This is a genomic window from Thermodesulfobacteriota bacterium, from assembly GCA_040755095.1.
Classification (GTDB): domain Bacteria; phylum Desulfobacterota; class Desulfobulbia; order Desulfobulbales; family JBFMBH01; genus JBFMBH01.
Genome location: JBFMBH010000007.1, coordinates 22,830 through 45,657, shown reverse-complemented (window position 1 = coordinate 45,657; position 22,828 = coordinate 22,830). Strand labels below are relative to the sequence as shown.

Below are 22,828 nucleotides of genomic sequence, written 5' to 3'. Positions count from 1 at the left end.
GGACCGCTCGGGGCCGCCGAAGGCCTGGGCCGGCGAGGGGCGGGCAGGAAGAAGCCTCGCCGCCCGGTTCAGGCAGATCCCGGGCGGCCTTTCGGAATCGCGCGGCCCGCCACCGGGCCAGGTGCGCCAGGTCAGCCCCGATGGGGTCGGCCGCCGCGTGACGGGTCGATCACGTCTTGAGATCCAGGAGGGCGCCCAGCATCTCGTCGCCGGTCTGGATCACCTTGAGGTTGGCCTCGAAGCTCCGGCGGGCCAGGAGCATGTGGGGCATCTCCTCGGTCAGGTCGACGTTGGATTTCTCCACCAGCACCAGGCCGGCCGCCGTCTCCTCCAGCACCTCCGGACCGGGGGTGGCCACCGTCTCCACCCGGGCCGTCACGCCGCCGCCGGCTGTTTCGGCCAGCACGGTCCGCCCCTTCTTGAAGCCATCCGATTCCACGTTGGCGACGTTGTTGGCCGTGACCCCCAGCCGTTTGGCCTGGGCCTGGAGCCCGGACATGGCGCTCTTGATCCCGTCGATCATGGCAAGACCTCCTGGGGACCGTGGTAAGGCCCGACCGCGGGCGCCAGTCCCCTTCCACCATTGTCGCAAACAGGAGCCCTCCTGGCAAGACCGGGATGGGGAGCGGCTACTCCGCGGCATTCGCCTCGTCCGGAGACGAGGTGGGGACCGCCTCGCTCCACCGGCAGGACCGTTGGGCGCAACGCAGCCGGCGCCGGCCGTCCTTGCTCACCTTCTCCACCACGTACGGGGCGCTGCAGGCCGGGCAGCTGCGGGCCACCGGCTTGTCCCAGAGGGCGAAGGTGCACTTGGGATACCGGTTGCAGCCGAAGAAGGGCTTGCCCCGTTTGGAGACCCGGGCCACCAGCTCGCCGTCGCAGTCGCTGGCCGGGCAGGGGACGCCGGTTCCCAGGGCCCGGGTGCTCTTGCACTCCGGGTAGCCAGAGCAGGCCAGGAAGCGGCCCAGGCGGCCCTGTTTGAAGACCATGGGCCGGCCGCATTTGTCGCACATCTCCTGGCTGGGCTCGGGAGAGGGTCGCTCCAGGGGGACGATGGTGCCGTCGGTCTGGCGCTGGAAGTCGGCGGTGTGCTTGCAGGTGGGGTAGTTTTCGCAGGCCAGAAATTCGCCGTTGCGGCCCCAGCGGACCACCAGCTTGGCGCCACAGGCGGGGCAGGGGATGCCGGTGGGGGTGATTCGCCGGCGCACCGACTGCATCTCCTCCCGGGCCCGCTCCAGGCTCTCGGCAAAGGGGCCGTAGAACTCCTTCAGAATCGCCAGCCAGGGTCTCGTGCCGTCCTCCACCTGGTCCAGATGCTCTTCCATGCCGGCGGTGAATTCCACGTCCAGGATCCCGGGGAAATGCTGGACGAGAAGCCCGTTGACCAGGCGTCCCAGATCGGTGGGACGCAGCTTGCGCTCCTCCACCGCCACATATTCCTTGTCGACGATCGTGGACAGGATGGTGGCGTAGGTGCTGGGCCGGCCGACGCCGTTCTCCTCCAGGGCCCGGACCAGGGTGGCCTCCGTGTACCGGGGAGGCGGCTGGGTGAAGTGCTGCTTGGGGGTGAGCTCCGTAAGGGTGAGAGTCTCCCCCTTCGCCAGGGCCGGGAGCGGCAGGGCAGCCTCCTCCTCGGCCCCCTCGTCCCGGCCCTCCTCGTAGACGGCCAAGAAGCCGGGGAAGCGGAGCACCGAGCCTGTGGCCTTGAGCTCATAGCGGCCGGCCTCGATCAGGATCACGGTCTGATCATAGAGGGCCGGCGCCATCTGGGAAGCAACGAAGCGCTTCCAGATCAGGCTGTAGAGGGCGGCCAGATCCCGATCCAGGAGAGGAGCTACCTCCTCCGGGGTCAGAGCGACCTGGGTGGGCCGAATGGCCTCGTGGGCGTCCTGGGCGCCCTTCTTGCTCCGGTAGAAGACCGGCTTGCCGGGCAGGTGGTCCTTCCCGAACCGGGTGTCGATGAGGGTGCGCACCTCGGCGATGGCCTCTGCCGACGTGCGCACCGAGTCGGTGCGCATGTAGGTGATGAGGCCCACCGGGCCTTCATCGCCCAGCTCGATGCCCTCGTAGAGGCGCTGGGCCAGGGTCATGGTCTTCTTGGCGGAGAAGCGCAGCTTGCGGTTGGCGTCCTGTTGCAGGGTGCTGGTGATGAAAGGCGGGCTGGGGTGCCGTTTCTTCTCCTTGCGATCGAGGTCGCGGACGACGAAGGTAGCGGGTCGCAGATCCGCCACCACCCGCAGGGCCGCCGTCTCGTCCGGCAGGCGGATCTTTTTGCCCGCCTCCTTGTCCACCTGGGCGACAAAGGCCGGGGGCCTGGGGCCGGTCAGGCCGGCGCCGATGGTCCAGTACTCCTCGGGCCGGAATGCCTCAATGGCCTCCTCCCGGTCGCAGATCATCCGCACCGCCACCGATTGGACCCGCCCGGCGGACAGCCCTCGTCGCACCTTGTCCCAGAGGAGCGGCGAGATCTGGTAGCCCACCAGCCGGTCCAGGATCCGGCGGGCCTGCTGGGCCTCGAAGCGGTCCTGGTTGAGATCGGCCGCTTCTGCCAGGGCGGCCAGGATGGCCTTCTTGGTCAGCTCGTGGAAGAGCGCCCGCCGGATCGGCCGGCGGGCGGCGGCCAGGAGCTGGGCGATGTGCCAGGCAATGGCCTCCCCCTCCCGGTCCGGATCCGAGGCCAGGAAGATGGTGTCGGCCTGGCCGGCTGCCTTTTGCAGGTCCTTGATGACCGGCCCTTTGCCCTTGATGGTCACATACTGGGGCGTGAAGTCGTGCTCGATGTCCACCCCCAGGGCCCGCGGGGGCAGGTCGATGACATGGCCCACCGAGGCCTTCACCAGGAAGTCCCGGCCCAGATATTTTTGCAGGGTGCGGGCCTTGGCCGGCGATTCGACGATGACGAGGGATTTTCCCATGGGATCACGTTGGCGGCCGGTGTGGCGCCGGCCCGGGGATGATCAGGTCTTGCCGCGGCCAGGTCCCGAGGGCCCCTGGTAGCGGCGGCCGGGCAGCACGGTCACCAGCCCGGCAAGCTCCAGCAGCAAAAGGGCCTCGCTGACGGCCGCGGCCGGCATGGCGGCGGCGTGGATGATGGCATCGATGTCCAGCGGCCCGGCGGCCAGCAGGCCGAGGATCCGCTCCTGCTCCCGAGGTCTGGCCGGTGCCGGCGGGCTGGCCGGCGCCGGTACGGTACTCCGGGCGGCGACGGTCAGCCTGAGCTCTTCCAGGATGTCGGTCTCGTTCTGGACCAGCTTCGCCCCCTGCTGGAGCAGGCGGTGGGTCCCCTCGCTGGTGGCCGAGTCCACCCGGCCAGGGACGGCAAAGACCTCCCGTCCCTGATCCAGAGCCAGAGTGGCGGTGATGAGCGATCCCGAGCGGCCAGACGCCTCCACCACCACCACCCCCAGGGCCAAGCCGCTGATGATCCGGTTGCGGGCTGGGAAATGCCAGGGACTGGGGCGGGTGCCTAAAGGCAGCTCGGTCACGATCGCCCCCTTGCCGGCGATCTCCCGGAACAGGGCGGCGTGGGCTGGCGGGTAGATCCGATCCAGGCCGCAGCCCAGGACGGCCAGGGTGCGGCCGCCGGCAGCCAGGGCTCCCTGATGGGCGGCGCCGTCGATGCCCCGGGCCAGGCCGCTGACCACCGCGACGCCGCAACCGGCCAGGCCGGCCGCCAAACGGTTGGCCACCGCCAGGCCGTAGCCGCTGGCGTCCCGGGAGCCGACCATGGCCACCGCCAGCCGATCTTCGGCCAGGATATTGCCCAGGATGTGCAGCACCAGCGGCGGATCCGGGATGGTGCGCAGGTTCTCCGGATAATCTTCCGCTTCCCAGGTCAGAATCCTGGCCCCCAGGCGGGCGCTTCTGGCCAGGATCCGGTCCGCCTCCTGGCGGGGTGGCTGGGTCACGATTGCCGCAGCCAGGGCCGGCTTCAGCCCCGGCACCCCGGCCAGGCTCTCCCGGGAGGCGGCCAGCACCGCCGCCGGATCGCCGAAGCGCTCCAGAAGACGCCGCATGGTCACCGGCCCCATGCCGGGGACCAGGGCCAGGGTCAGCCAGTCGTGCACCGAGGGCATGGCGGGAGGGCCGGCAGCCAGGGACGGCCCCGCCAGGGAGCGGGAGGCAGGCGCGAGGGCAAGGGATTGATCAGCACGTGGGATCTCGAAGCGAAAAACCGGTCCGGCGAACAGGGACCTTACGAGCAACCGCCTCGGCCGGCAGACACCGAGATGCGGGCAACAACTACCCGATGGCAGGGCGGCCTGTCAAGGCCTTTTCCCGATGGTCCCTGGCCGGGCAGGGGGAGGAATGGGCGGCATCAGTTGTTCCGGAAGATGGCCAGCGTCTTGGTGCGGCTGGGGTGCTTGAGCTTCTTCAAGGCCTTGGCCTCGATCTGCCGGATCCGCTCCCGGGTGACGCAGAAATCGCGGCCCACCTCCTCCAGGGTGTGATCGCTGTGGGTGTCGATCCCGAAGCGCAGCCGTAGCACCCGTTCTTCACGGGGGGTGAGGGAGGCCAGGACCGAGCGCAGCTTCTCCTTGAGGCCCCTCTGGGTGGCCGCCTCGATGGGGGAGATCGACTCCTGATCCTCGATGAAATCCCCCAGAAAGGAATCCTCGCCGTCACCGATCGGCGAATCCAGGGAGATGGGGTCCCGGGCGATCTTGAGAATGTTGCGCACCTTGTCCACCGGCATCTCCAGCCGTTCGGCGATCTCCTCCGGAGTGGGGTCGCGGCCCTCCTCCTGATAGATGTCCCGGGAGACCTTCACCAGCCGGTTGATGGTCTCGATCATGTGCACCGGGATGCGGATGGTCCGGGCCTGGTCGGCGATCGCCCGGCTGATGGCCTGGCGGATCCACCAGGTGGCGTAGGTGCTGAACTTGTAGCCGCGCCGGTACTCGAACTTTTCCACCGCTTTCATCAGGCCGATGTTGCCCTCCTGGATGAGGTCCAAGAGCTGCAAGCCCCGGTTGGCGTAGCGCTTGGACACGCTGACCACCAGGCGCAGGTTGGCGCGCACCAGCTCGTTGCGGGCCGTGCGCGCCTCTTCTTCGCCCAGATCGATCTTGTAGAGGATGGCGTGGAACTTCTCGAAGCTGATGCCGTGACGCTCCTCCAGCACCTTGAGCAGCTCGGAAGAGGGGGGCGGTGGCGCCTCCAGGTAGCTGGGCTCGTCCAGGCTCCGCATGCGCAGCACCTCGGTATGCACCGATTCGAAGGTCCGGGCCAGCTCCCGGAGCTGGGTGACGATGGCGCTGACATGGGTGGGGCAGAAATGATCCTCCTGGAAGATCTGGACAATCCGGTTTGACAGCCGCTCGATCTCCTTGCGGATCTTCTTCTGGCGGCCGGGATCGGCGGCGGTCGGCTGGTGGAACTGCCGCCACAGGCCGATCCGTTCCTGATCCAGGGTGCGCGCCTCCTCCAGCTGGGCGAAGAAGCGGGCCTTGCGCTCTTCCTTCCTGGCAGGGCTGGCGTCGTCATAGCCCCGGAGGATATCGCTGACGCCCAGGGCCCCGGCCTGCAGGCGGCGGCCGAGCTTGCTGATCCGGCTCAAAGCCAGGGGGGTGGCCAGCACCGCGTTCTGGACGCGGTTCTCGCCGCTTTCGATCCTTTTCGCGATCTCGATCTCTTCGTCCCTGGTCAGAAGGGGGACGGCCCCCATCTCCCGCAGGTAGACCTTGACCGGATCCACATCCCGGCTTTCTTCCTCACCCCCCTCCTCAAAACCCTCGTCCAGGGCATCCAGAAGAGGGGCGCCGTCGGCGGTGGTGCTTTCGTCGCCGTAGGCCAGGGCCAGACCACCCTCCTCGTCGGCGCCCAGGAAGGCGCCCACCAGGGGCATCTCCTCGGCGGTCTCTTCGCTCTCGAAGAGGATGGCCCCCTCGTCGGCGTCGGCCGCGGCCGGTTCTCCTCCATCGTCGTCCAGAGGGATCGGCTCTTCGAATTCGTCGTCGTCCTTGTGACGGACCGGCATGGCTCGTGTTGTGTCCTCAGTGGAAGTGGCCGCCAGCCCCGGGCGGGGAAGCCAGGCGGAGGTCCAAGGCCATTTTCGCCTTGAGGAGCTCGGCCAGGAGGCGGTCGTTGGCGGCAGCCTGCGCCTCCTGGATGCGGGTGAGGATCTGATCACGCTCCTGGCGCAGGTGCAGGCGCTCCAGGCGGGTGAGCATCTCGGCGGCAGCCTGGGCAGCCAGCTCCGGGGTCCAAGCCGGGGCAGCCGCCAGGCCGGCTGTCACCAGGATCCGTTCCGGCCCGTCCCCCAGCAACAGGGTGAGCGCGCTCCAGTCCGGGCAGCCTTCCTGCTGCCGGACCGTCTGCATGGCCTCCCAGATCGCGCGACCGGCGGCCGAGCTGAACACGGCGCCTACCCCTGCCGCGGCGAGGCGGTCGAGCTCGCCGGGGCAGGCCAAGAGGAAGTTCAGGAGCTCCCGCTCCTGCAGGGGCAGGTCGACCTGGCGCCCAGCCGACTGGCGTGGTGGGGGGAGTGTCTGGGGCTGGGGCCGGGATACCGCCGCCAGGACCTGGTCCGGCGCCAACTTCAGGCGGTCGCTGACATGGGAGACCAGGACCGAGCGACGGATGGGATCCTGGGCCATGTCCCGGATCAGCGGCGCCAACTCCCCGAGGATGCGGCCCTTGCCAGCGATGGACAGCCCGTGCTCGGCCACCAGCCGCTCGCAGACGAACTCCGGCAAAGGTTGGGCCGCCGCCAGGCATGCCTCCAGGCCGGCTCGGCCGTGGCGGCGGACGAAGGTATCCGGATCCTCACCCGCGGGCAGGATTCCCACCCGGGCCTCAAAGCCTTCGGCCAGGACCAGGGGCACGGCGCGCAAGGCGGCCTTGAGGCCGGCAGCATCGGCATCGAACAGCAGAATGAGCTCCTGGCAATGGCTGCGCAAGAGACGCAGGTGAGCCCGGGTCAGGGCGGTGCCCAAAGGGGCGGCCACGGCCTCAATGCCATGGGCCACCAGGGCCAAGAGGTCGAAGTTGCCCTCCACCAGGACGCAACGGCCTGCCTGGCGGATGGCGGCTTGGGTCTGGCACAGGCCGAAGAGGGTTCGGCCCTTGTCGAAGACGAGGGTCTCGGGGCTGTTGAGATACTTGGGCTCCCCCGGCCCCAGGATCCGGCCACCGAAACCGATCACCCGGCCCCGGGGATCGAAGATCGGGAAGATCAGGCGGCCGCGGAAGCGGTCATAGAGCCGACCCGTTTCGTGACGGCTGACCAGGCCTGCGGCGAGCAGCGTTTCGGGGTCCAGCCCGAGACGGGGAGCCTCCTTGACCAGGGTGTCCCAGCGGTCCGGCACAAAGCCCAGGCCGAACCGCTCGCCGAGGGCGCCGGGAATGCCCCGCTCGGCCAGGTAGCGGCGGCCGGCTGCGCCCGGCGGGCCCAACAGCAGGCGCCGGAACAGCTCCGCGGCCTTGCGGTTGGCTTCATAGAGGGCGGCGCGCAGGCGCCGCTCCCGGCCGTCGTCGCCTGCTTCTTCTGCTGGCAAAGGAACGTGGAAGCGCTGGGCCAGCTCCCGCACCGCCTCAGGAAAGCTCAACCCCTGCTGCTTCATGACAAAGGCGATGACGTCTCCCCCTTCGCCGCAGCCAAAGCAATGGTAGAATCCGCGCTCCCGGTGCACCACGAAGGAGGGGGTTTTCTCGCCGTGAAAAGGGCAAAGCCCCTTGTACGAGCCGCCGGTCCTCTTCAAGGCCACATGGCCCGCAACCACCTCGACGATGTCTGCCGCCTCCTTGACCCGGCGGACACTCTCGGAAGGATAGGAGGTCGCCATGACGCTCTTGTGCCCTCGCACCGGCAGGCTCACGCCTCGCCTCCGGGGCCGGCGGTGCCCCCAAGGGATCGCGGCCACAGCCGGCCAACCGAAAGGGGGGTGCGCGGCCTCCAGCAACACGGTATATAATGCCGTCCACAGGGGGGCGATCGCGTCCCTCGGGGGGCTATGATCACAGGGCCTAAGTATTCTGGGAAGCCCCTCTGGTGTCAAGTGCAAACCGATAAGGTTTCCCGGGTGTTACCTGTGGCCCGGGGACCGGGGATGCGTGGCCTGGCGCATGGAGCCCGACATCGGGCTGGCCCTCACCTGCCAGCTCAAGCGGGAGCTGGCCGAGCGCTTTTTCGGACAGCGCAAGCTCATCGAGGAGGACAAGGCCGCCTTTGCCGGCCAGGTCCGCGAGCACACCCTCACCCTGGAGCAGAGCCTGTGCACCGATCTGGCCCGGCTCTACATCTTGCTGCGGGATGAGGACCTCATCCAGAGCTTTCTGGCTGTCGTCGGTCTGGAACAGCTGGTCTGCTATGACCCCTATTTCCGGGAGTCGCGGCAGCTCCAGGAGCGGCTGCTTCGGGGCTTTGTCCTGCGGGGCTTCACCCAGCGCGGCCGTTTCCGGCGTCTGGTTTTCTTAAGCTACGACCAGCTGGCGAAGGATGTGGCCGCCTACCGGGAGGGGCTGGACAATCTGGCCGCGCAACGGGAGCTGATCAACGAGGAGATCGTCCAGTTCTACCGGCAAAACGACCTGGGCGAGATCCTGCAGTTCCTGCGCAGCCTGGAGTGTGGCCAGCTGGCAGGGGGGTTGGCGGTGCCCGGCACCTGTGCGCCGGCGGACGAGTTGGATCGCCGTCTGCTCCTCACGCCGGTGGTCCCCCTGGAGGAGATCTTCCCCGTGGTGCCGGCATTGCCGCAGCTGGCGGCGGTGCGCGGCCGGCTTTCCCGCCTGGCGGATGCGGCTTTCGGGCGGCACCGCCGGGTGTTTGCCGGCATCTGAAAGATTCCCCCTGCCCGGCGAGACCTTCCTTCAGCCTGGGGAGACACCATGGACAACCGATACGACGAGGCCGTGGCAGCCCAGCTCGCGAGCCAGTATGCCGCCGAGCCGCCCGAGCTGGCTTTGCGGGTCTACACCTCGCGGCTGCTGGGCGCCGAGCCGGGCCTGGTCCTGCACGGCGGCGGCAACACCTCGGTCAAAGGTCGGGTCACAAGCCTGTTGGGAGAGGAGCAGGAGGTGATCTGGGTCAAGGGCAGCGGCTGGGATCTGGCCTCGATTGAGCCCCAGGGCTTCGCCGCGGTGGACCTGGCGTATCTGCGGCGCCTGCGGGCCCTGGACCGGCTGGACGACGAGGCCATGGTCAACGCCTTCCGCACCCATCTTCTCGATGCCAAGGCCCCCACCCCTTCCATCGAGACCCTGGTGCATGCCTTTTTGCCCCATGCCTTTGTGGATCACACCCACGCCGACGCCATCCTGGTTCTCACCAACCAGCCCCATGCCGCGGAGCTGGTGTCCGAGGCCCTGGGTCCGGAGGTGGGCATCCTGCCCTTCATCATGCCGGGATTTCCCTTGGCCAAGGCGGTGGCGGAGCTGTACGCGGCCCGCCCCGGGATGGAGGCCCTGGTCCTGGCCCACCATGGCCTGTTCACCTTTGGCGGCACCGCCCGCGAGGCGTACGAGCGGATGATCCAGGTGGTCAGCCGGGCCGAGGCCTTCATCGCCGCCCGCCGCCGGCCGGCCCCCGCCCTCATCCCCGGCGCGTCCGCCCTGGATCCTGATCTCGTGCTGCCCATCCTGCGGGGGGCGCTGGCGAATCCGGCGGCCGGCGGTCGCCGGCAAACCTGGCTTCTGGCCTGGCGGCATGGGCCAGAGGTGAAGGCCGCCCTGGCGCATCCCCAGGCGTTTTCCCTGCTCACCACCGGCGTTGTGACCCCGGACCATGTCATCCGCACCAAGAATCGGCCGTTGTTCCTGGAGCTTTCAGGCCGGGAGGACGAGGCCGGGACGATGGCCGCGGTGGGGGGCGCGGTGGCGGCCTTCCGGCAGCGCTATGACGACTACTTCGCCGCCCAGGCGCAGGCGCGCGGTCGGACCTTCGTCAAGCTGGACACCAGCCCCCGGGTGATCCTGGTGCCAGGACTGGGACTGGCGGCGGCGGGCGCGAGCCTCCGGGAGGCCGGCGTGGTGGCAGACATTGCCGAGCGCACCCTGGTGACCAAGACCGCGGCCGCGGCCGTCGGCATCTACCAGGACCTGGACGAGGCGACCATCTTCGGGATGGAGTACTGGAGCCTGGAGCAGGCCAAGCTCGGCCGGACCCAGCCTTTGCCCCTGGCCGGCAAGGTGGCCCTGGTGACCGGTGGCGGTGGGGCGGTGGCCTGTGGCGTCGGCCGGCAGCTCCTGGCCGCCGGCGCCCAGCTGTTCCTGGCTGACCTGGACGCCGGCCGCCTGGCCGTGGTGCAAGGCGAGCTGACGCAGCGCTTCCCGGCGGAGCGGGTGGCCACCCTGGTCATGGACGTCACCGATCCGGCTTCGGTGGCCAGGGGGCTGTCGGCAGTGGTGGCCGCTGCCGGCGGGCTGGACATCCTGGTGCCCAACGCCGGGGTAGCCCATGTCGCCCCGCTGGCCGAGCTGGAGCTGGCGGATCTGTCCCGGCTCCTGGCCGTCAACCTGGTGGGCGTGTTCCTGGTCATGAAGGCGAGCATCCCTGTCTTCCGGCGGCAGGGCACCGGCGGCCACGTGGTGATCATCAGCTCCAAGAATGTCTTGGCGCCAGGGGCGGCCTTCGGCGCCTACAGCGCCTCCAAGGCCGGTGCGCACCAGCTGGGACGGATCGCTGCCCTGGAGCTGGCGGCGCTGGGGGTGCGGGTGAATATGGTGAATCCGGACGCGGTGTTCGCCGGCGGGGCGGTGGCCTCCGGACTCTGGGAAACGGTGGGCCCGGAGCGGATGCGGGCCCGGAATCTGGATCCGGCGGGACTGCGGGAGTTCTACCGCAGCCGGAGCCTGCTCAAGACCGAGGTGACGGCAGAGCATGTGGGCAACGCCGTGGTCTTCTTTGCCTCGGATCTGACCCCGACCACGGGGGCCTCCCTACCCGTGGACGCCGGGATCCCCGAGGCCTTTCCCCGATGACCGCCGGGCCAGGGTGGCATCGATGGCCCCGAACAGCTCCAGCATGTCCAGGGGCTTCGAGAGCACATGCACGGCCCCCAGCTCCTGGGCCAGGCGCAGGTAGCGGCCGGCGCCGATAGCCTGGCCGCCCCCGGAGATGGCGATCACCCCGGTGTTGGGCGACGCCTCCAGGATGTCGACGATGGTGTTGAGGCCATCCTTGCGGGGCATAATCAGGTCGACGATGACCAGATCCGCCGGCTCCTGCTGGAAGAAGGTCAACGCCTCCTCGCCGTCGGCTGCGGTCCTGACTGCATGACCGGCGTCTGCCAGGAGGCGCTGCAGCAGGTCCCGGATCGACGGCTCATCATCCACCACGAGAATTTTGGCCATGGGCCTCCTCCCTCCTCATTAGCCTGTCGCTGGTTGTTGCTTCGGGCCCGCCAAGGTCGGCGGGCTCCGGCTCATCCACCACCACCCGATCCCGGCCGGCGGCCTTGGCGGCGTAGAGCATGGCATCCGCCTGCCGAATCATCTCTTCCAGGGAGCTGCCGATGACGGTGCTCACCCCGATGCTCACCGTGACCTTGACCGTCCGGCCTCCTGCCTCCAGGGTGGACGCGGCGATCCGGTCTCGAACCTCCGCAAACACCCGCGGTACCGCGGCCCGGTCCATGTTGACGGCCAGGAGGCAGAACTCCTCCCCGCCATAACGGCTGACGACGTCGGTGGCCCGGAAGCGCTTGGCCAGAATCCCGGCCAGGTGCTTGAGGACCATGTCCCCGACGTCGTGGCCGTGGGTGTCATTGATCCTCTTGAAGAAATCGATATCCAGCATGGCCACCGTGAGGGTGATGTGGCCCCGCAAGGCGGAGGCTAACAGGTTCTCGCCCAGCTCGAACAGGTAGCGCCGGTTGTAAAGGCCGGTCAAGAAGTCCCGGTTGGAGCTCTCCTGGATGGCCGCGATGTGCTCGATGAGCTCGATGTTCTGGCTCACCCGGCAGTACAGCTCCTCGGCCAGGAATGGCTTGTGCACGAAATCATTGGCGCCGTTCTTGAGGAACATGGCCGACAGATGCCGATCCGCCCGGGCGGACAGACCGATGATGGCCAGTTGGTCCTTGGAATAGCGGGCGCGCAACCGCCGGGTCAGCTCGACGCCGTTGGGCTCCGGCATGGCGTAGTCGGCCAGGACCAGCCGCAGATCGGGCTCCTGGGCAGCGACTGCCAGGGCCTCCTGGCCGGAGCTGGCGGTGAAGACCTGGTACCCGTGGATCGCCAGCAGCTCCTGCAGCTCCTGGCGGGCTCCCCGGGAGTCGTCCACCACCAGCACCTTGATCTCGCGGTTGCGCAAGAGGCGCCGTACCAGGCCGACCAGAAGGTCAATGGTCTCGGGGGACTCTTTGAGCACATAGTCCACCACCCGTTTGGCCCACAGCTCCTCCCGGAGGCGCTCGTCGAACTGACCGGCGAAAACGATAGCCGGCAGGCCCCGGGTCGCGGCCAGGTCGACAATCTGGCCTTGCGGGGCATCCGGCAAGGTGAGATCGAGGATGCCCAAGGTGAAGTCGCGGCCGCTGGCCAGGTGCGCCACCGCCTCCCGGTAGTCCTGGGCCCAGGTGACCACCACGGGCAGCGCCGCCTCCAGCTTGCGGCGTACGAACAGGGCCAGGGAGCGGCTGTCCTCCACCAGGAGTACGGGATAGCGGCTCATGATTCCGACCTCAGGGCAGAAGCTGCCGGAGCTTGACAGTCACCGCATCAAGGGAATAGGGCTTCTGGAGGAAGGCGTCGGCGCCTTGGCGCAGGATGTCCTGGACGACGCCATCCTCAGGATAGCCGGACGAGACAAGAACCTTGAGCGCCGGGCGCAGGGAGCGTATGCGCTGGAATGCCTCCCGGCCGTCCATGACCGGCATATTGACGTCCAGGATCACCAGGTCGAAGGGGACTTCGGCCTGGGCCACCAGCTCGACCCCGTGCTGGCCGTTGGTGGCCACGCTGACGGTACAGCCCAGGGAGCCCAGGTACTCCGCCAGCATGCCGGCCACCGGCTCCTCGTCGTCCACCACCAGGATCCGGCCCCGGCAGGGGCTGGGTGCAGTCGCCGCGCCCTCGGGCCTGGCGGGCTCGGCGGGAACCGCCTTGGCCGCCGCCTGGGTTGGCAGGAAGACGCTGAACCGGGTGCCGTGCCCCGGCTGGCTGTCCACGTGGCAGAACCCGTTGTGGCCACGGACGATGCCGTACACGGTGGACAGGCCGAGGCCGGTGCCCTTGCCCACCTCCTTGGTGGTGAAGAACGGCTCGAAGATGCGGGACATGATCTCCCGCTGAATGCCGACGCCGGTATCGCTGACCAGAAGGCGCACGTGGGGGCCGGGCTGGGCGCCGGCGAACAGCCGGCTGAAGGCCTCGTCCACCTCCATGGCCGTGGTGGCGATCAGGATCTCGCCGCCTTGCGGCATGGCATCCCGGGCGTTGACGCACAGGTTCATGATCACCTGCTCCAGCTGACTGGCATCCCCCGCCAGGAGCGGCAGATCGGCCGCCAGCTCGCTGCGGATGGTGATGGTCTTGGGGATGGTGTTGCGGACGATCGCCACGACGCTGGCGACGGAGCGGTTCAGATCCACGGGCTCTGTTCTGGCCGTGCCGCGGCGAGCGAAGGCCAGGAGCTGCCTGGTCAGACCGGCGGCCCGCAAGCCGGCCTGCTCGATGATGTCCAGGACGGGGGTGACCGGGTCCCCCGCGGGCCGGCTCCTTTTCAACAGGGCGATATGGCCCAGGATGCCGCACAGGATGTTGTTGAAGTCGTGGGCGATACCCCCGGCAAGGGTCCCCAGGGCGGTGAGCTTCTCGGCATCCACCAGCTGGCGCTGGGTCTGCCGCAGCTCAAGCAGGCCGTGCTCCAGATCCGCATACAGCCGCTCGTTGTCCAGAGCGATGCCCAGATGGCTGGCCAACAGGGTGAGGATGGTCCTGTCTTGGCTTCTTGGCGCGCCCTGGCGGCGGTTGATCGCCACCAGCGCTCCTGACGGCTCCTGGTCCTTGTCTGGCAGCCAGGCCACCAGGAGGTGACGGGGCGCGAGCCCCCGGGGCAGCTGGCCGAACGGCCAGGCGGGGTCGGCGTCGGAGGAGGATTGCCGGGCCGCCACCACGGTGGACCGGTCCACCAGGAGGGTGAGGGGGCCGAATTCGCTTTCCGGCCCAGCCACCAGGTGCAAACGAAAGCCCTGGTCGCCGGCTGGCAGCAGGGTGCCGGCTACCTCGCAGTCCATGAGGCTCAGAAGGCTGGTCTCCACTTGGGCCAGGAGGGAGTCGCTATCCGGGCTGGCGCTCTGGCGCGAGGTGTGCAACGGCAGAGTCAGGGTGCTCAGGCGCTCCAGGCGGTCGATGGTTTCAGCCAGCAGGATCTCCTTGTTCGCCAGGGCGGTGCTCATGGTGTTGAAGCTGCCGATGAGCTCTTGGATCTCGCCGGGACCTTGCAGCGGCGCCTGGGTGCCGGTCGCACCACTGGTCAGCTGGCGGGTGGCGGCCACCAGGGAAGCCAAGGGCCGCGTGACCTGGACAGTCAGATGGCGGGCCACGAGCAGGGCGGTGAGCAGGGTGGCGACCAGGGTGAGGGCCAGAAGCTCCTCGGATCGCTCCACCGTGGCGGTCACCGCCTGGGTGCGGAGTTGGATGGTGACCGCCGCCCGCCGGGCCATGGCCTGAACCATGGTCAGGATCACCTCGCCGACCGCCTCGACGCGGCCGGCGTTTTCCTGGCGCCAGGGGCCCTCTCCCAGGGAGGTGATGAGAAAGGACAGGCGCTCCTGCAGATCCGCCACCAGCTGGCTCGTATAATCGAGCTCCTCCTGGACACTGGCCCCATGATGGCAGTCGTGGCAGTGGGCCATGGCCTGGCTCATGCCCCGGACGCTGTCGATGACGCTGTCCAGGTGGGTGGTGAATTCAGCCGGGGTGGAACGGATGACGTAGCGGATATTCTGGACGTGCTCGGCCAGGTCCTGGCGCAGATCCTCGATCTCGTGCAGCACGATCAGGGTGCGTAGTCGGTCGGTGGAGTCCGCCAGCTGCCGGAGCATGAGCCCGGAGCCGCCCAGGAAGAGGGCGAAGATGACGGCAAAGGAGCCGACAATGATGCGGATCATTCGTTGTGGTACTGGTAGTCCGCAAGCCGGAGGCCAGCCTCATGGGTCAGCTGGCGCACCGGCTGGTAGTCGTCGGCGCTGGTGGCCAGGAAGCGCAGCGCTCCCAGAGCCGCCAGCGTCTCGCGGCCGTCCGGATCCATGTCCAGGCCCAGGAGCAGGGACTTCAGACGGCTCTTGTCGGCAGCGGGCACCTCGGGCTTGACGCACAGGCCGTTGGAGGGCACGGGTGCCGATTCGGCCAGGACGGTCAGCCGCTCGTCCAGGGCTGGAGCGGCGAGCCGCAGGCGCTGGAAGATGGTATTCTTGGCGGCCCCCACGTCGGCCCGGCCGTCCAGGACCGCCTGGATGGCCGCGTCATGGCTGCCGGCAAAGAAGATTTCCCGGAAGTGATCCTCCAGGCTGGGGATGCCCTGGGAGCGCACGAAGGCCAGCGGGAAGACATAGCCGGCCGTGGTGGCCCGCTCCACCAGGGCCAGGCTCTTGCCCTTCATGTCGGCAATGGAATGGATGCCGCTGGCCCGGCGAACGAAGAGGAGACCGGTGTACGTGGAGGTGCCGTCCAGATTCACCGGTCGGGCCAGGGGCTCCACATGGAGCTGAGCAATAGCCAGGGCGCCAGTGAAGGAGCCCAGGAAGGCACCGTCCACCTCCCCGTCCCGGAGCCGGTCAATGATGTTGCCGTAGCGGCTGAGCATGGTGAGCTGCACCGGTCGGCCCAGGCGTGGCCCCAGGTAGGCAGCCAGGGGCCGGAACCGCTCCATCTGCGCGAAGACATTGAGCTCGGGCAGAAGCCCGATCACCAAGGGCCGGCTGGCATCCTGGGCGATGGCCGGCGCCGGACGCCCCGGCCCGGCCAGCAGGACGGCGACAAGGACAGACAGGAGCACCGCGGCTTGTCTCATGATCACCTCCTCAAGATCGAGCGCAAGGGGCGTGACGGGCCTTCCGGCCACAACCAGGCGGTTTCCCGGCAGATTCCTCAGCCTGTTGACTCATCATTGGATCGTACCCCAAGGCAAGGCGAAATGGCAAGCGCAGGCGGGCGGCCCGTCTGCCTTGCGCAAGCGGCGGCTCCGGGCTAGGATGGGCGGCACCCGGCAGGCCTCGGGGATCACCACGCGCGCGTGAGGGGGGAATGGACATGGTGCGGCGGCTGCATGGCATCTTCCTTGGGATTCTGGGGGCTCTTGTCTCCATCGGCATGGCTGCCGCCGAGCCGGCCCTGGCGCCGGAAAGGGCCAGGTGTCCGGTCTGCGGCATGTTCGTGGCCAAGTATCCGGTCTGGCAGGCCCAGGTTCGCCACAGGGACGGCTCGGTGGCCTACTTTGACGGGGTGAAGGATATGGCCGTCTATCTCGGGGAGCCTGGCCGGTATGGCGACAAGACCGGCGGCCAGCCCCTGGAGATCTGGGTCAAGGATTATTACACCCTGGCGTGGGTGGACGGCCGCCTGGCCTGGTATGTGCTGGGCAGCGACACCCTGGGGCCCATGGGCCACGAGCTCATTCCCTTCGGGACACGGGCGGCGGCGGAGAGCTTCCGGGCCGATCACAAGGGCAAGCGCGTGCTGGGCTTTGCCGAGATCACGCCGGAGCTGGTGGAGTCCCTGCGGGCCGGGCAATAGCCCGTGCGGAGACTTGCCCTGCCAGCCTGGCAGCAGCGGTTGCTGCTTGCCGCGGTGGCGGGAAGATCAGGCCCGGGCGGCGACGGCCTTGCGGGCGGCGGCGACACCCTGGGTCTCCTGCGCCGCTTTGCGGTAGATCTCGCAGTGCTCGCACGCCTTGGCCTCCCGGCGGCAGGCGGTGCAGGCCCGTTGCCAGCAGGGGATGGAGCGGTCCACATAGGCGGAGCAGCTCTCGCGCTTCTCGGTGGGGCAGTCCTTGATCTCCCAGCAGGGGGTCAGCTCCAGAAGCTTCTTGATGCCCGGGATGCTGATGCCCTGATCGTGGATGAGATGACGGATGCACCGGATCCATTCCACGTCGTCGTTGGAGAAGTAACGCTTCTGGCCGAGGCGGGCCGGCTTGATCAGACCTTCGTCCTCGTAGATGCGGATGGTACGGGGGTGGACGCCCAGGAGTTTCGCGGCGACGCTGATCGGGTAGATGGGATCGTTGCTCTGGACAGCCATGCTGGTTCCTTCTCGGGAATGCCTGTGGGGTTGGGAGGTTATCTGGCCGAAGATGGTTGACAACGAAAAGCACCCGCGATTCTTGACCAATTTCTGAGCGCTAATAACTTAATTGAATATTGACAATCGCGAAATGCAAAAAATGGTTTCCTGCCCTCCCCCCCCTTTTCGGCTGCGGCACCGCTCCTCAGAGTGTGCCGCCCGCACGGGCGAGATCCTGACTGCCCATGGCGCCATCGGCACACCGGTCTTCATGCCAGTGGGCACCCAGGCCTCGGTGAAGGCCATCAGCCCCCGGGACCTCACCGCCCTGGGAGCTGAAATCGTGCTCGCCAACACCTATCATCTCCATATCCGTCCCGGTCAGGAGCTGATCCGAAAGCTGGGGGGGCTGCACGCCTTCATGGCCTGGCCGGGCCCAATCCTGACCGACAGCGGCGGCTTCCAGATCTTCAGTCTGGCCGCCAACGTCAAGATCAGCGAGGACGGGGCCAGGTTCCGCTCCCACCTCAACGGCGCCTCGCTTTTCCTGTCACCGGAAGGGGCCATCGCCATCCAGGAGGCCTTGGGCGCGGACATCATCATGGCCCTGGACACCTGCATCCCCTATCCGGCCAGCCGCCAGGAGGCCGAGGCCGCCACCAGCCTCACCGGCCGTTGGGCCGAGCGCTCCCTGGCCAGCCGTACCCGGACCGACCAGCTCCTGTTCGGTATCGTCCAGGGCGGCGTCTATCCGGAGCTGCGTGCCCAGGCAGCCGCAGAGCTGGTGGCCCTGGGCTTTGACGGCTACGCCCTGGGCGGCCTGTCCGTGGGCGAGCCCCCGGAGCTGATGTACCGGCTCATCGCCGAGACGGTCCCTTTGTTGCCCCAGGAGCGGCCGGTCTACGTCATGGGTATCGGCCGGCCGGAGGATCTGGTGGAGGCGGTCTACCGGGGCGTGGACATGTTTGACTGCGTCATGCCCACCCGGAACGCCCGTAACGGAATGCTCTTTACTTCCTCCGGCCGGCTTGTTATAAAGAACGCCAAATACGCGGCCGACCCCGGGCCGGTGGACCCGCTCTGCAGCTGCTACACCTGCCGCACCTTCTCCCGGGCCTACCTGCGGCATCTGTTTCTGGCCCGCGAGATCCTGGCTTACCACCTGAGCACCATCCACAATCTGCACCACTTCGTCAGATTGGTTCAGGAGATGCGCGCGGCTATCGTGGCGGATCGTTTTGCGGCCTTCCGGGCCGAGTTCTATGCCCGGCGCGGCCCGGCCGCCGACATTGCGGAAGAGGATCCGGAGGCTCCCAGGTCCCGCCAGTCCCCGGGGTCCTCCTGTGTCCCCATGAGAACCCTGGTTTGCGAGGAACAGCCATGTACGGAATAGCTTTCGCGATGGGCGCCGGCGGTGCTCCGCCAGGAGGCGAAGGCGGCCCGGCCGCCGGTATCGCTTCCTTCATCCCCCTCATCCTCATCTTCGGCATCTTCTACTTCCTGCTGATTCGACCGCAGCAGAAACGGGCTCGGGAGCACCAGCAGTTTCTGGACGGCCTCAAGAAGGGCGATCAGGTGATCACCAGCGGCGGCTTGCACGGGATGATTACCGGTCTTACCGACAAGGTGGTGACCTTGGAGATCGCGGACAAGGTGCGGGTGAAGGTCTCCCGGGCCCATGTGCAAGGCTCGGTGGAGGCTTTGAAAGAGGGCAAGGAGGAGTCCTGCGCCACCCCCAGCGCCGGTGGCGGTTGAGGGATCCGGCGCTCGTAGTCTCATCGGTGATGGGACGGAGCATGTGGCACTGGGCTTCGGCCCGGCAGAGCGCCCAGCGCCCTGACCGGGCCGAAGGCGTTTTGGCGGAGGCCGATCGTTGCTGGCAGGAGAGGGGCTGATGCCGGGGGCACCGGTGGCGGTGGCCATGAGCGGCGGGGTGGACAGCTCCGTCACCGCCGCCCTCCTGGTCCGCCGAGGCTTGCCGGTCAAGGGCATGTTCTTGCACCTGGGGCAGCCGGATGCCGACCGCCAGGAGTCCCGGGTGGCGGGTATTGCGGTCCGCCTCGGTATTGAGCTCGAAGTTCTGGAGCTGGCCGACCGCTTCGAGGTGGAGGTGCTCTCCCCCTTTGTCGCGGCCTACCTGGCCGGCCGCACGCCAAATCCTTGCACGATCTGCAATCGAAGAATAAAATTCGGCGCTCTCCTGGACCGGGTTCGCCAACTGGGTTGCCGGTTCCTGGCCACCGGGCACTACGCCCGCCGGCTGGCGCTCCCTGACGGTGGGATCGGCCTGGGCCAGGGCCGGGACATCGCCAAGGATCAGTCCTATTTCCTGGCCCTTCTCGATCAGGAGCAGCTGGCTGAGGTGCGCTTCCCCCTGGGTCGCCTGACCAAAGCCGCGGTGCGCCGGCTGGCCTGGTCTCTCGGCCTGGCCGGGCTCCATGGCCCGGAGAGCCAGGACGTGTGCTTTCTGGCTGGGGGAGCGGTGGAGGATCTTCTGACCGCCCGCCCGGGTGCCGGCCGGCTGGCTGGCGAGGTGGTGGACCGGATGGGGCGGGTGCTGGGCCGGCACCCGGGCATCCACCACTTCACCGTGGGCCAGCGGCGGGGGCTGGGCATTCCTGACGCTTCCCCCTATTATGTGCTGGCCATCGATGCCGATCGCGACCGGGTGGTCGTGGGCAAAGAGGCCGACCTCTGGCAGCAGGAGGTCCTGGTGGCCCCCCTGTCCTGGGTGGCGGGCCGGCCGCCGGCCTTGCCGTTGCGTTGCGCGGCCCGTATCCGCTACCGCCAGCGCCAGGCGCCGGCAACCCTCTATCCCGTCCCGGGAGGGCTGGGAGGGAGGCTGGTCTTCGATCAGCCGCAACGCGCCGTCACACCGGGTCAGTACGCTGTCCTCTACCTGGGTGACCTGGTCCTGGGGGGCGGCGAGATCGTGCCGCCGGCGACGGGTTGAGGTTGCTGGCGGCCGGGGGAGCTTCGGCATGACCGAGCCTCGCACGGCGGCCCTGGCCTTTCTGGGCTGCAAGGTGAGCCAGTACGAGACCGCGGCCTTGGCCACCGGCTTCCGGCAGGCCGGCCTGGCGGTGGTGCCCTGGGGGGGGCCGGCGGACATCGTGGTGGTCAACACCTGCGCGGTCACCGCCCGGGCCGCCAGCCAGTCCCGGCAGCTGGTTCGGCGCGTCGCCCGGTTGCAGCCGGCGGCCCGGCTGGTGGTCACCGGCTGCCATGCCCAGACGGCGCCGGACGAACTGGCGGCATCGGTGGCCGCGCCCCTTTGTCTGGTGGGCAACAGCGCCAAGGACCGGCTGGTGGCCCTGGCCCTGGCCGAGCCCTGGCCGGCGGCCGGTCGTCACCTGGCACCCATGACGGACTGCCGCCACGTGGCGCAGCTGCCGCTGCCGGCCATGGCCGGCCGCACCCGGGCCTTTTTGCGGGTGCAGGACGGCTGCGACAACGGCTGCACGTATTGCATCGTGCCCCAGGCCCGGGGACCGAGCCGCAGCCTGGCGCCGGAGGCGGTGCTGGCCCAGGCGCAGGCCTTGGCGGCTGCCGGCTACCGGGAGCTGGTCATCACCGGCATCCATGCCGGCGCCTATGGCCACGATCTCGCGCCGCCCCGATCCCTCGCCGGCCTCTTGCGCCTGCTGCTGGCCGAGACCCGCGTGCCCAGGCTGCGGGTGAGCTCCCTGGAGCCCAGCGAGATCACCCCGGAGCTGCTGGCCCTCTTTTCCGCCCAGCCCCGGCTGATGCCCCATTTCCATATCCCGTTGCAAAGCGGCGACAACGGCGTGCTGGCCCGCATGCACCGGCCATACCGCATGGAAGACTACCGGGCGGTGGTGCAGGCGGTGCATGCCGCTTTGCCGGAGGCGGCCATCGGCGCCGATGTGCTGGTGGGCTTCCCCGGGGAAGACGACGCGGCCTTTGGCCGCACGGCTGCCCTGGTCGAAGCGCTGCCTCTAAGCTCCCTGCATGTCTTTGCCTACTCGCCCCGCCCCGGCACACTGGCGGCCGCCATGGCCGATCAGGTGCCGCCAGCGGACAAGGAGCGGCGGCGGCAGCTTTTGGCCGGCCTGGACCGGGACAAGCGGGCCGCCTTTGCCGGCCGTTTCCTGGGCCAGGAACGGCCCGCCCTCATCGAGGGCCGCCCGCGGCGGGGCATCGGCCTCACCGGCCACACCGACAACTATCTGCCGGTGATCGTTCAGGGGTCATCGGCCCTGGTCAATGCCCTGGTGCGGGTGCGCATCGGGCCGCCCACCGCGGCCGGTCTTCTGGCCAGTGTGGTGGCCGGTTGAGGAGGGGGCTGTGCTGGGGGAGATCATTGCCATCGGCGACGAGCTGACCTCGGGCCGGATTCTCAACACCACCAGCTTCTTCGCTGCCAGCAAGCTTTTTGCCGCTGGTCACGAGATCATCGCCATGGCCACAGTGGGGGACAGCGCTGCCGCCATCGAGGAGGCCCTGGAGAAGGCCCTGAACCGCGCCGACTTTGTGCTGGTGACCGGCGGCCTCGGCCCGACCACCGATGACCGCACCAACGAGACCGTCTCCCGGGTTCTGCGCCGGCCAGTCACCCTCTACCCCGAGATCCTGGCCCGGATCAGGGCCAGCGCCGCTGGCCGGGATCCGGAGGCGCAGGCCCGCCTGGAAAAGCTGGCCTGGCTGCCGGCCGGGGCCGAGGTCTTGAACCCCCAGGCCAGGATGGCCGGCTACCTCCTGGTTCACAGTGGCAAGCCAATCTTCTTTCTGCCCGGCGTGCCCCACGAAATGCGGGAGCTCCTGGTGGAGCGGGTGATTCCCTGGCTTGATGCCTGGGCCGAAGACGCCGGCAAGAAGGTGGGGCAGCGGCTGTACAAGGTGTTCGGCCTGGAGGAGAGCGCCATCAACCAGCGACTGGCCCTGGTGGAGCGGGATCACCCCCGGGTCCGCATCGGCTACTACCCGGTCTTTCCGGAGGTGCACCTGTCGCTGACCGCCATCGACGAGGACGAGGCCGAGGTGGAGCGGCTGCTGGCCGCCGCCGGCAGGGAGGTGGAGGCCAGACTTGCGGGGGCCATCTTCGGCCACGAGGGGACGACCATGGCCTCCGAGGTGGGGCGGCTGCTGGGTGAGGCCAAGCGCACCCTGGCGGTGGCTGAATCCTGCACCGGCGGCCTGGTCTGCCAGGCACTTGTCCGGGTGCCGGGGATCTCGGCCAGCTTTGAAGGCGGGGTGGTGGCCTACTCCAATCGCCTGAAGGAGCAGGTGCTGGCCGTGCCGGTCGCCATCCTGGCTGCCCGGGGTGCCGTCAGTGCCGAGACCGCTCAGGCCATGGCCCAGGGGGTGCGCCGGCTGGCCGGCGCCCACCTGGGCCTCGGTCTCACCGGCATCGCTGGCCCTGGGGGCGGGAGCGCCGACAAGCCCGTGGGCACCGTGTATATCGCCTTGGCCTGGGAAGGGGGAGGGGAGGTCCACCGCTTCCTGTTCTCGGGCGACCGCTGGCAGATCCAGGAGCTGGCGGCCCACACCGGCCTCGATCTGGTCCGGCGCCGGCTGCTGGTCGTCCGGGCCGGGGCCTGAAGGCCAGGACTGGGGCCAGCACTTCAGGCTTCCGACAACACAAGCCATGAGCGGCGGACCGCCGGGAGAGCCCCCGGCGCCCCGCCGCCTCAGGGGGAAG

18 protein-coding genes are annotated in these 22,828 nt (G+C 68.7%); 8 read left to right on the top strand and 10 right to left on the bottom strand.

Going from position 1 to position 22,828, the window contains the following annotated elements; genetic code table 11:
- Positions 1–169: 169 nt before the first annotated feature.
- From AB1634_02565 to dnaG, 5 genes are all read right to left on the bottom strand, one after another.
- The gene (locus AB1634_02565) at positions 170–523 is read right to left on the bottom strand and encodes a flagellar basal body rod C-terminal domain-containing protein (GenBank protein ID MEW6218398.1); all 354 of its coding nucleotides are present in this window, start codon (positions 521–523) and stop codon (positions 170–172) included.
- Positions 524–629: 106 nt separating this feature from the next.
- Positions 630–2,915 (bottom strand): type I DNA topoisomerase, encoded by a 2,286-nt coding sequence (gene topA / locus AB1634_02560; protein MEW6218397.1) that lies wholly within the window; start codon positions 2,913–2,915, stop codon positions 630–632.
- Positions 2,916–2,957: 42 nt separating this feature from the next.
- Positions 2,958–4,076 carry a DNA-processing protein DprA gene (gene dprA, locus AB1634_02555; protein ID MEW6218396.1) on the bottom strand — a complete coding sequence of 373 codons (1,119 nt, stop codon included), beginning with the start codon at positions 4,074–4,076 and terminating at the stop codon, positions 2,958–2,960.
- 242 nt (positions 4,077–4,318) lie between these two features.
- Positions 4,319–5,980, bottom strand: coding sequence for an RNA polymerase sigma factor RpoD (rpoD, locus tag AB1634_02550; protein MEW6218395.1), 1,662 nt, complete (start codon positions 5,978–5,980; stop codon positions 4,319–4,321).
- A 16-nt stretch (positions 5,981–5,996) separates the two neighbouring features.
- Positions 5,997–7,820, bottom strand: coding sequence for a DNA primase (dnaG, locus tag AB1634_02545; protein ID MEW6218394.1), 1,824 nt, complete (start codon positions 7,818–7,820; stop codon positions 5,997–5,999).
- A gap of 247 nt (positions 7,821–8,067) precedes the next feature.
- Between dnaG and AB1634_02540 the strand changes: the two genes are divergently transcribed.
- Entirely contained in the window at positions 8,068–8,781 is a 714-nt protein-coding gene (locus AB1634_02540; GenBank protein ID MEW6218393.1) for a hypothetical protein, read from the top strand.
- A 48-nt stretch (positions 8,782–8,829) separates the two neighbouring features.
- Positions 8,830–10,920, top strand: a complete 2,091-nt coding sequence (locus AB1634_02535) for a bifunctional aldolase/short-chain dehydrogenase (protein MEW6218392.1) — start codon at positions 8,830–8,832, stop codon at positions 10,918–10,920.
- On the opposite strand, the gene AB1634_02530 is transcribed toward AB1634_02535, so the two are convergent.
- The 4 genes from AB1634_02530 to AB1634_02515 are packed head-to-tail and all read right to left on the bottom strand — an operon-like array spanning position 10,879 to position 15,955.
- On the bottom strand, positions 10,879–11,292 hold the full coding sequence (locus tag AB1634_02530) for a response regulator (protein ID MEW6218391.1): 414 nt from the start codon (positions 11,290–11,292) through the stop codon (positions 10,879–10,881). The genes AB1634_02535 and AB1634_02530 overlap by 42 nt on opposite strands.
- Entirely contained in the window at positions 11,267–12,613 is a 1,347-nt protein-coding gene (locus tag AB1634_02525; protein ID MEW6218390.1) for a diguanylate cyclase, read from the bottom strand. The genes AB1634_02530 and AB1634_02525 overlap by 26 nt, the downstream gene beginning before the upstream one ends.
- Before the next feature lie 10 nt (positions 12,614–12,623).
- Positions 12,624–15,053 (bottom strand): ATP-binding protein, encoded by a 2,430-nt coding sequence (locus AB1634_02520; GenBank protein MEW6218389.1) that lies wholly within the window; start codon positions 15,051–15,053, stop codon positions 12,624–12,626.
- Positions 15,050–15,955, bottom strand: a complete 906-nt coding sequence (locus tag AB1634_02515; protein MEW6218388.1) for a phosphate/phosphite/phosphonate ABC transporter substrate-binding protein — start codon at positions 15,953–15,955, stop codon at positions 15,050–15,052. Before AB1634_02515 ends, AB1634_02520 begins: the two co-directional genes overlap by 4 nt.
- Positions 15,956–16,188: 233 nt before the next feature.
- Here AB1634_02515 and AB1634_02510 point away from each other — a divergent pair, with 233 nt between their 5' ends.
- Positions 16,189–16,677, top strand: a complete 489-nt coding sequence (locus AB1634_02510; protein MEW6218387.1) for a nitrous oxide reductase accessory protein NosL — start codon at positions 16,189–16,191, stop codon at positions 16,675–16,677.
- Between the two features lie 66 nt (positions 16,678–16,743).
- On the opposite strand, the gene AB1634_02505 is transcribed toward AB1634_02510, so the two are convergent.
- The gene (locus tag AB1634_02505; protein MEW6218386.1) at positions 16,744–17,184 is read right to left on the bottom strand and encodes a MerR family transcriptional regulator; all 441 of its coding nucleotides are present in this window, start codon (positions 17,182–17,184) and stop codon (positions 16,744–16,746) included.
- 142 nt (positions 17,185–17,326) lie between these two features.
- On the opposite strand from AB1634_02505, the gene tgt reads away from it, so the two are divergent.
- The 5 genes from tgt to AB1634_02480 all read left to right on the top strand — a co-directional run bounded on the left by tgt (position 17,327) and on the right by AB1634_02480 (position 22,728).
- On the top strand, positions 17,327–18,559 hold the full coding sequence (tgt, locus tag AB1634_02500) for a tRNA guanosine(34) transglycosylase Tgt (protein ID MEW6218385.1): 1,233 nt from the start codon (positions 17,327–17,329) through the stop codon (positions 18,557–18,559).
- A complete protein-coding gene (gene yajC / locus AB1634_02495; protein MEW6218384.1) occupies positions 18,547–18,921 on the top strand; it encodes a preprotein translocase subunit YajC in 375 nt (124 codons plus the stop codon). Before tgt ends, yajC begins: the two co-directional genes overlap by 13 nt.
- Positions 18,922–19,060: 139 nt before the next feature.
- Positions 19,061–20,119 (top strand): tRNA 2-thiouridine(34) synthase MnmA, encoded by a 1,059-nt coding sequence (mnmA, locus tag AB1634_02490; protein ID MEW6218383.1) that lies wholly within the window; start codon positions 19,061–19,063, stop codon positions 20,117–20,119.
- 28 nt (positions 20,120–20,147) lie between these two features.
- A complete protein-coding gene (mtaB, locus tag AB1634_02485; GenBank protein ID MEW6218382.1) occupies positions 20,148–21,464 on the top strand; it encodes a tRNA (N(6)-L-threonylcarbamoyladenosine(37)-C(2))-methylthiotransferase MtaB in 1,317 nt (438 codons plus the stop codon).
- A 10-nt stretch (positions 21,465–21,474) separates the two neighbouring features.
- The gene (locus AB1634_02480) at positions 21,475–22,728 is read left to right on the top strand and encodes a CinA family nicotinamide mononucleotide deamidase-related protein (protein MEW6218381.1); all 1,254 of its coding nucleotides are present in this window, start codon (positions 21,475–21,477) and stop codon (positions 22,726–22,728) included.
- Positions 22,729–22,828: the final 100 nt, after the last annotated feature.

Bases quoted from the DNA above. Each gene is read 5' to 3' on its own strand.
- topA (MEW6218397.1), bottom strand. From the start codon at position 2,915: ATGGGAAAATCCCTCGTCATCGTCGAATCGCCGGCCAAGGCCCGCACC.
- AB1634_02505 (MEW6218386.1), bottom strand. From the start codon at position 17,184: ATGGCTGTCCAGAGCAACGATCCCATCTACCCGATCAGCGTCGCCGCG.
- mnmA (MEW6218383.1), top strand. From the start codon at position 19,061: ATGCCGGGGGCACCGGTGGCGGTGGCCATGAGCGGCGGGGTGGACAGC.
- tgt (MEW6218385.1), top strand. From the start codon at position 17,327: ATGGTTTCCTGCCCTCCCCCCCCTTTTCGGCTGCGGCACCGCTCCTCA.
- AB1634_02515 (MEW6218388.1), bottom strand. From the start codon at position 15,955: ATGAGACAAGCCGCGGTGCTCCTGTCTGTCCTTGTCGCCGTCCTGCTG.
- AB1634_02525 (MEW6218390.1), bottom strand. From the start codon at position 12,613: ATGAGCCGCTATCCCGTACTCCTGGTGGAGGACAGCCGCTCCCTGGCC.
- mtaB (MEW6218382.1), top strand. From the start codon at position 20,148: ATGACCGAGCCTCGCACGGCGGCCCTGGCCTTTCTGGGCTGCAAGGTG.
- AB1634_02540 (MEW6218393.1), top strand. From the start codon at position 8,068: ATGGAGCCCGACATCGGGCTGGCCCTCACCTGCCAGCTCAAGCGGGAG.
- AB1634_02510 (MEW6218387.1), top strand. From the start codon at position 16,189: ATGGACATGGTGCGGCGGCTGCATGGCATCTTCCTTGGGATTCTGGGG.
- AB1634_02565 (MEW6218398.1), bottom strand. From the start codon at position 523: ATGATCGACGGGATCAAGAGCGCCATGTCCGGGCTCCAGGCCCAGGCC.
- AB1634_02530 (MEW6218391.1), bottom strand. From the start codon at position 11,292: ATGGCCAAAATTCTCGTGGTGGATGATGAGCCGTCGATCCGGGACCTG.
- rpoD (MEW6218395.1), bottom strand. From the start codon at position 5,980: ATGCCGGTCCGTCACAAGGACGACGACGAATTCGAAGAGCCGATCCCT.
- AB1634_02535 (MEW6218392.1), top strand. From the start codon at position 8,830: ATGGACAACCGATACGACGAGGCCGTGGCAGCCCAGCTCGCGAGCCAG.
- AB1634_02520 (MEW6218389.1), bottom strand. From the start codon at position 15,053: ATGATCCGCATCATTGTCGGCTCCTTTGCCGTCATCTTCGCCCTCTTC.
- dprA (MEW6218396.1), bottom strand. From the start codon at position 4,076: ATGCCCTCGGTGCACGACTGGCTGACCCTGGCCCTGGTCCCCGGCATG.
- yajC (MEW6218384.1), top strand. From the start codon at position 18,547: ATGTACGGAATAGCTTTCGCGATGGGCGCCGGCGGTGCTCCGCCAGGA.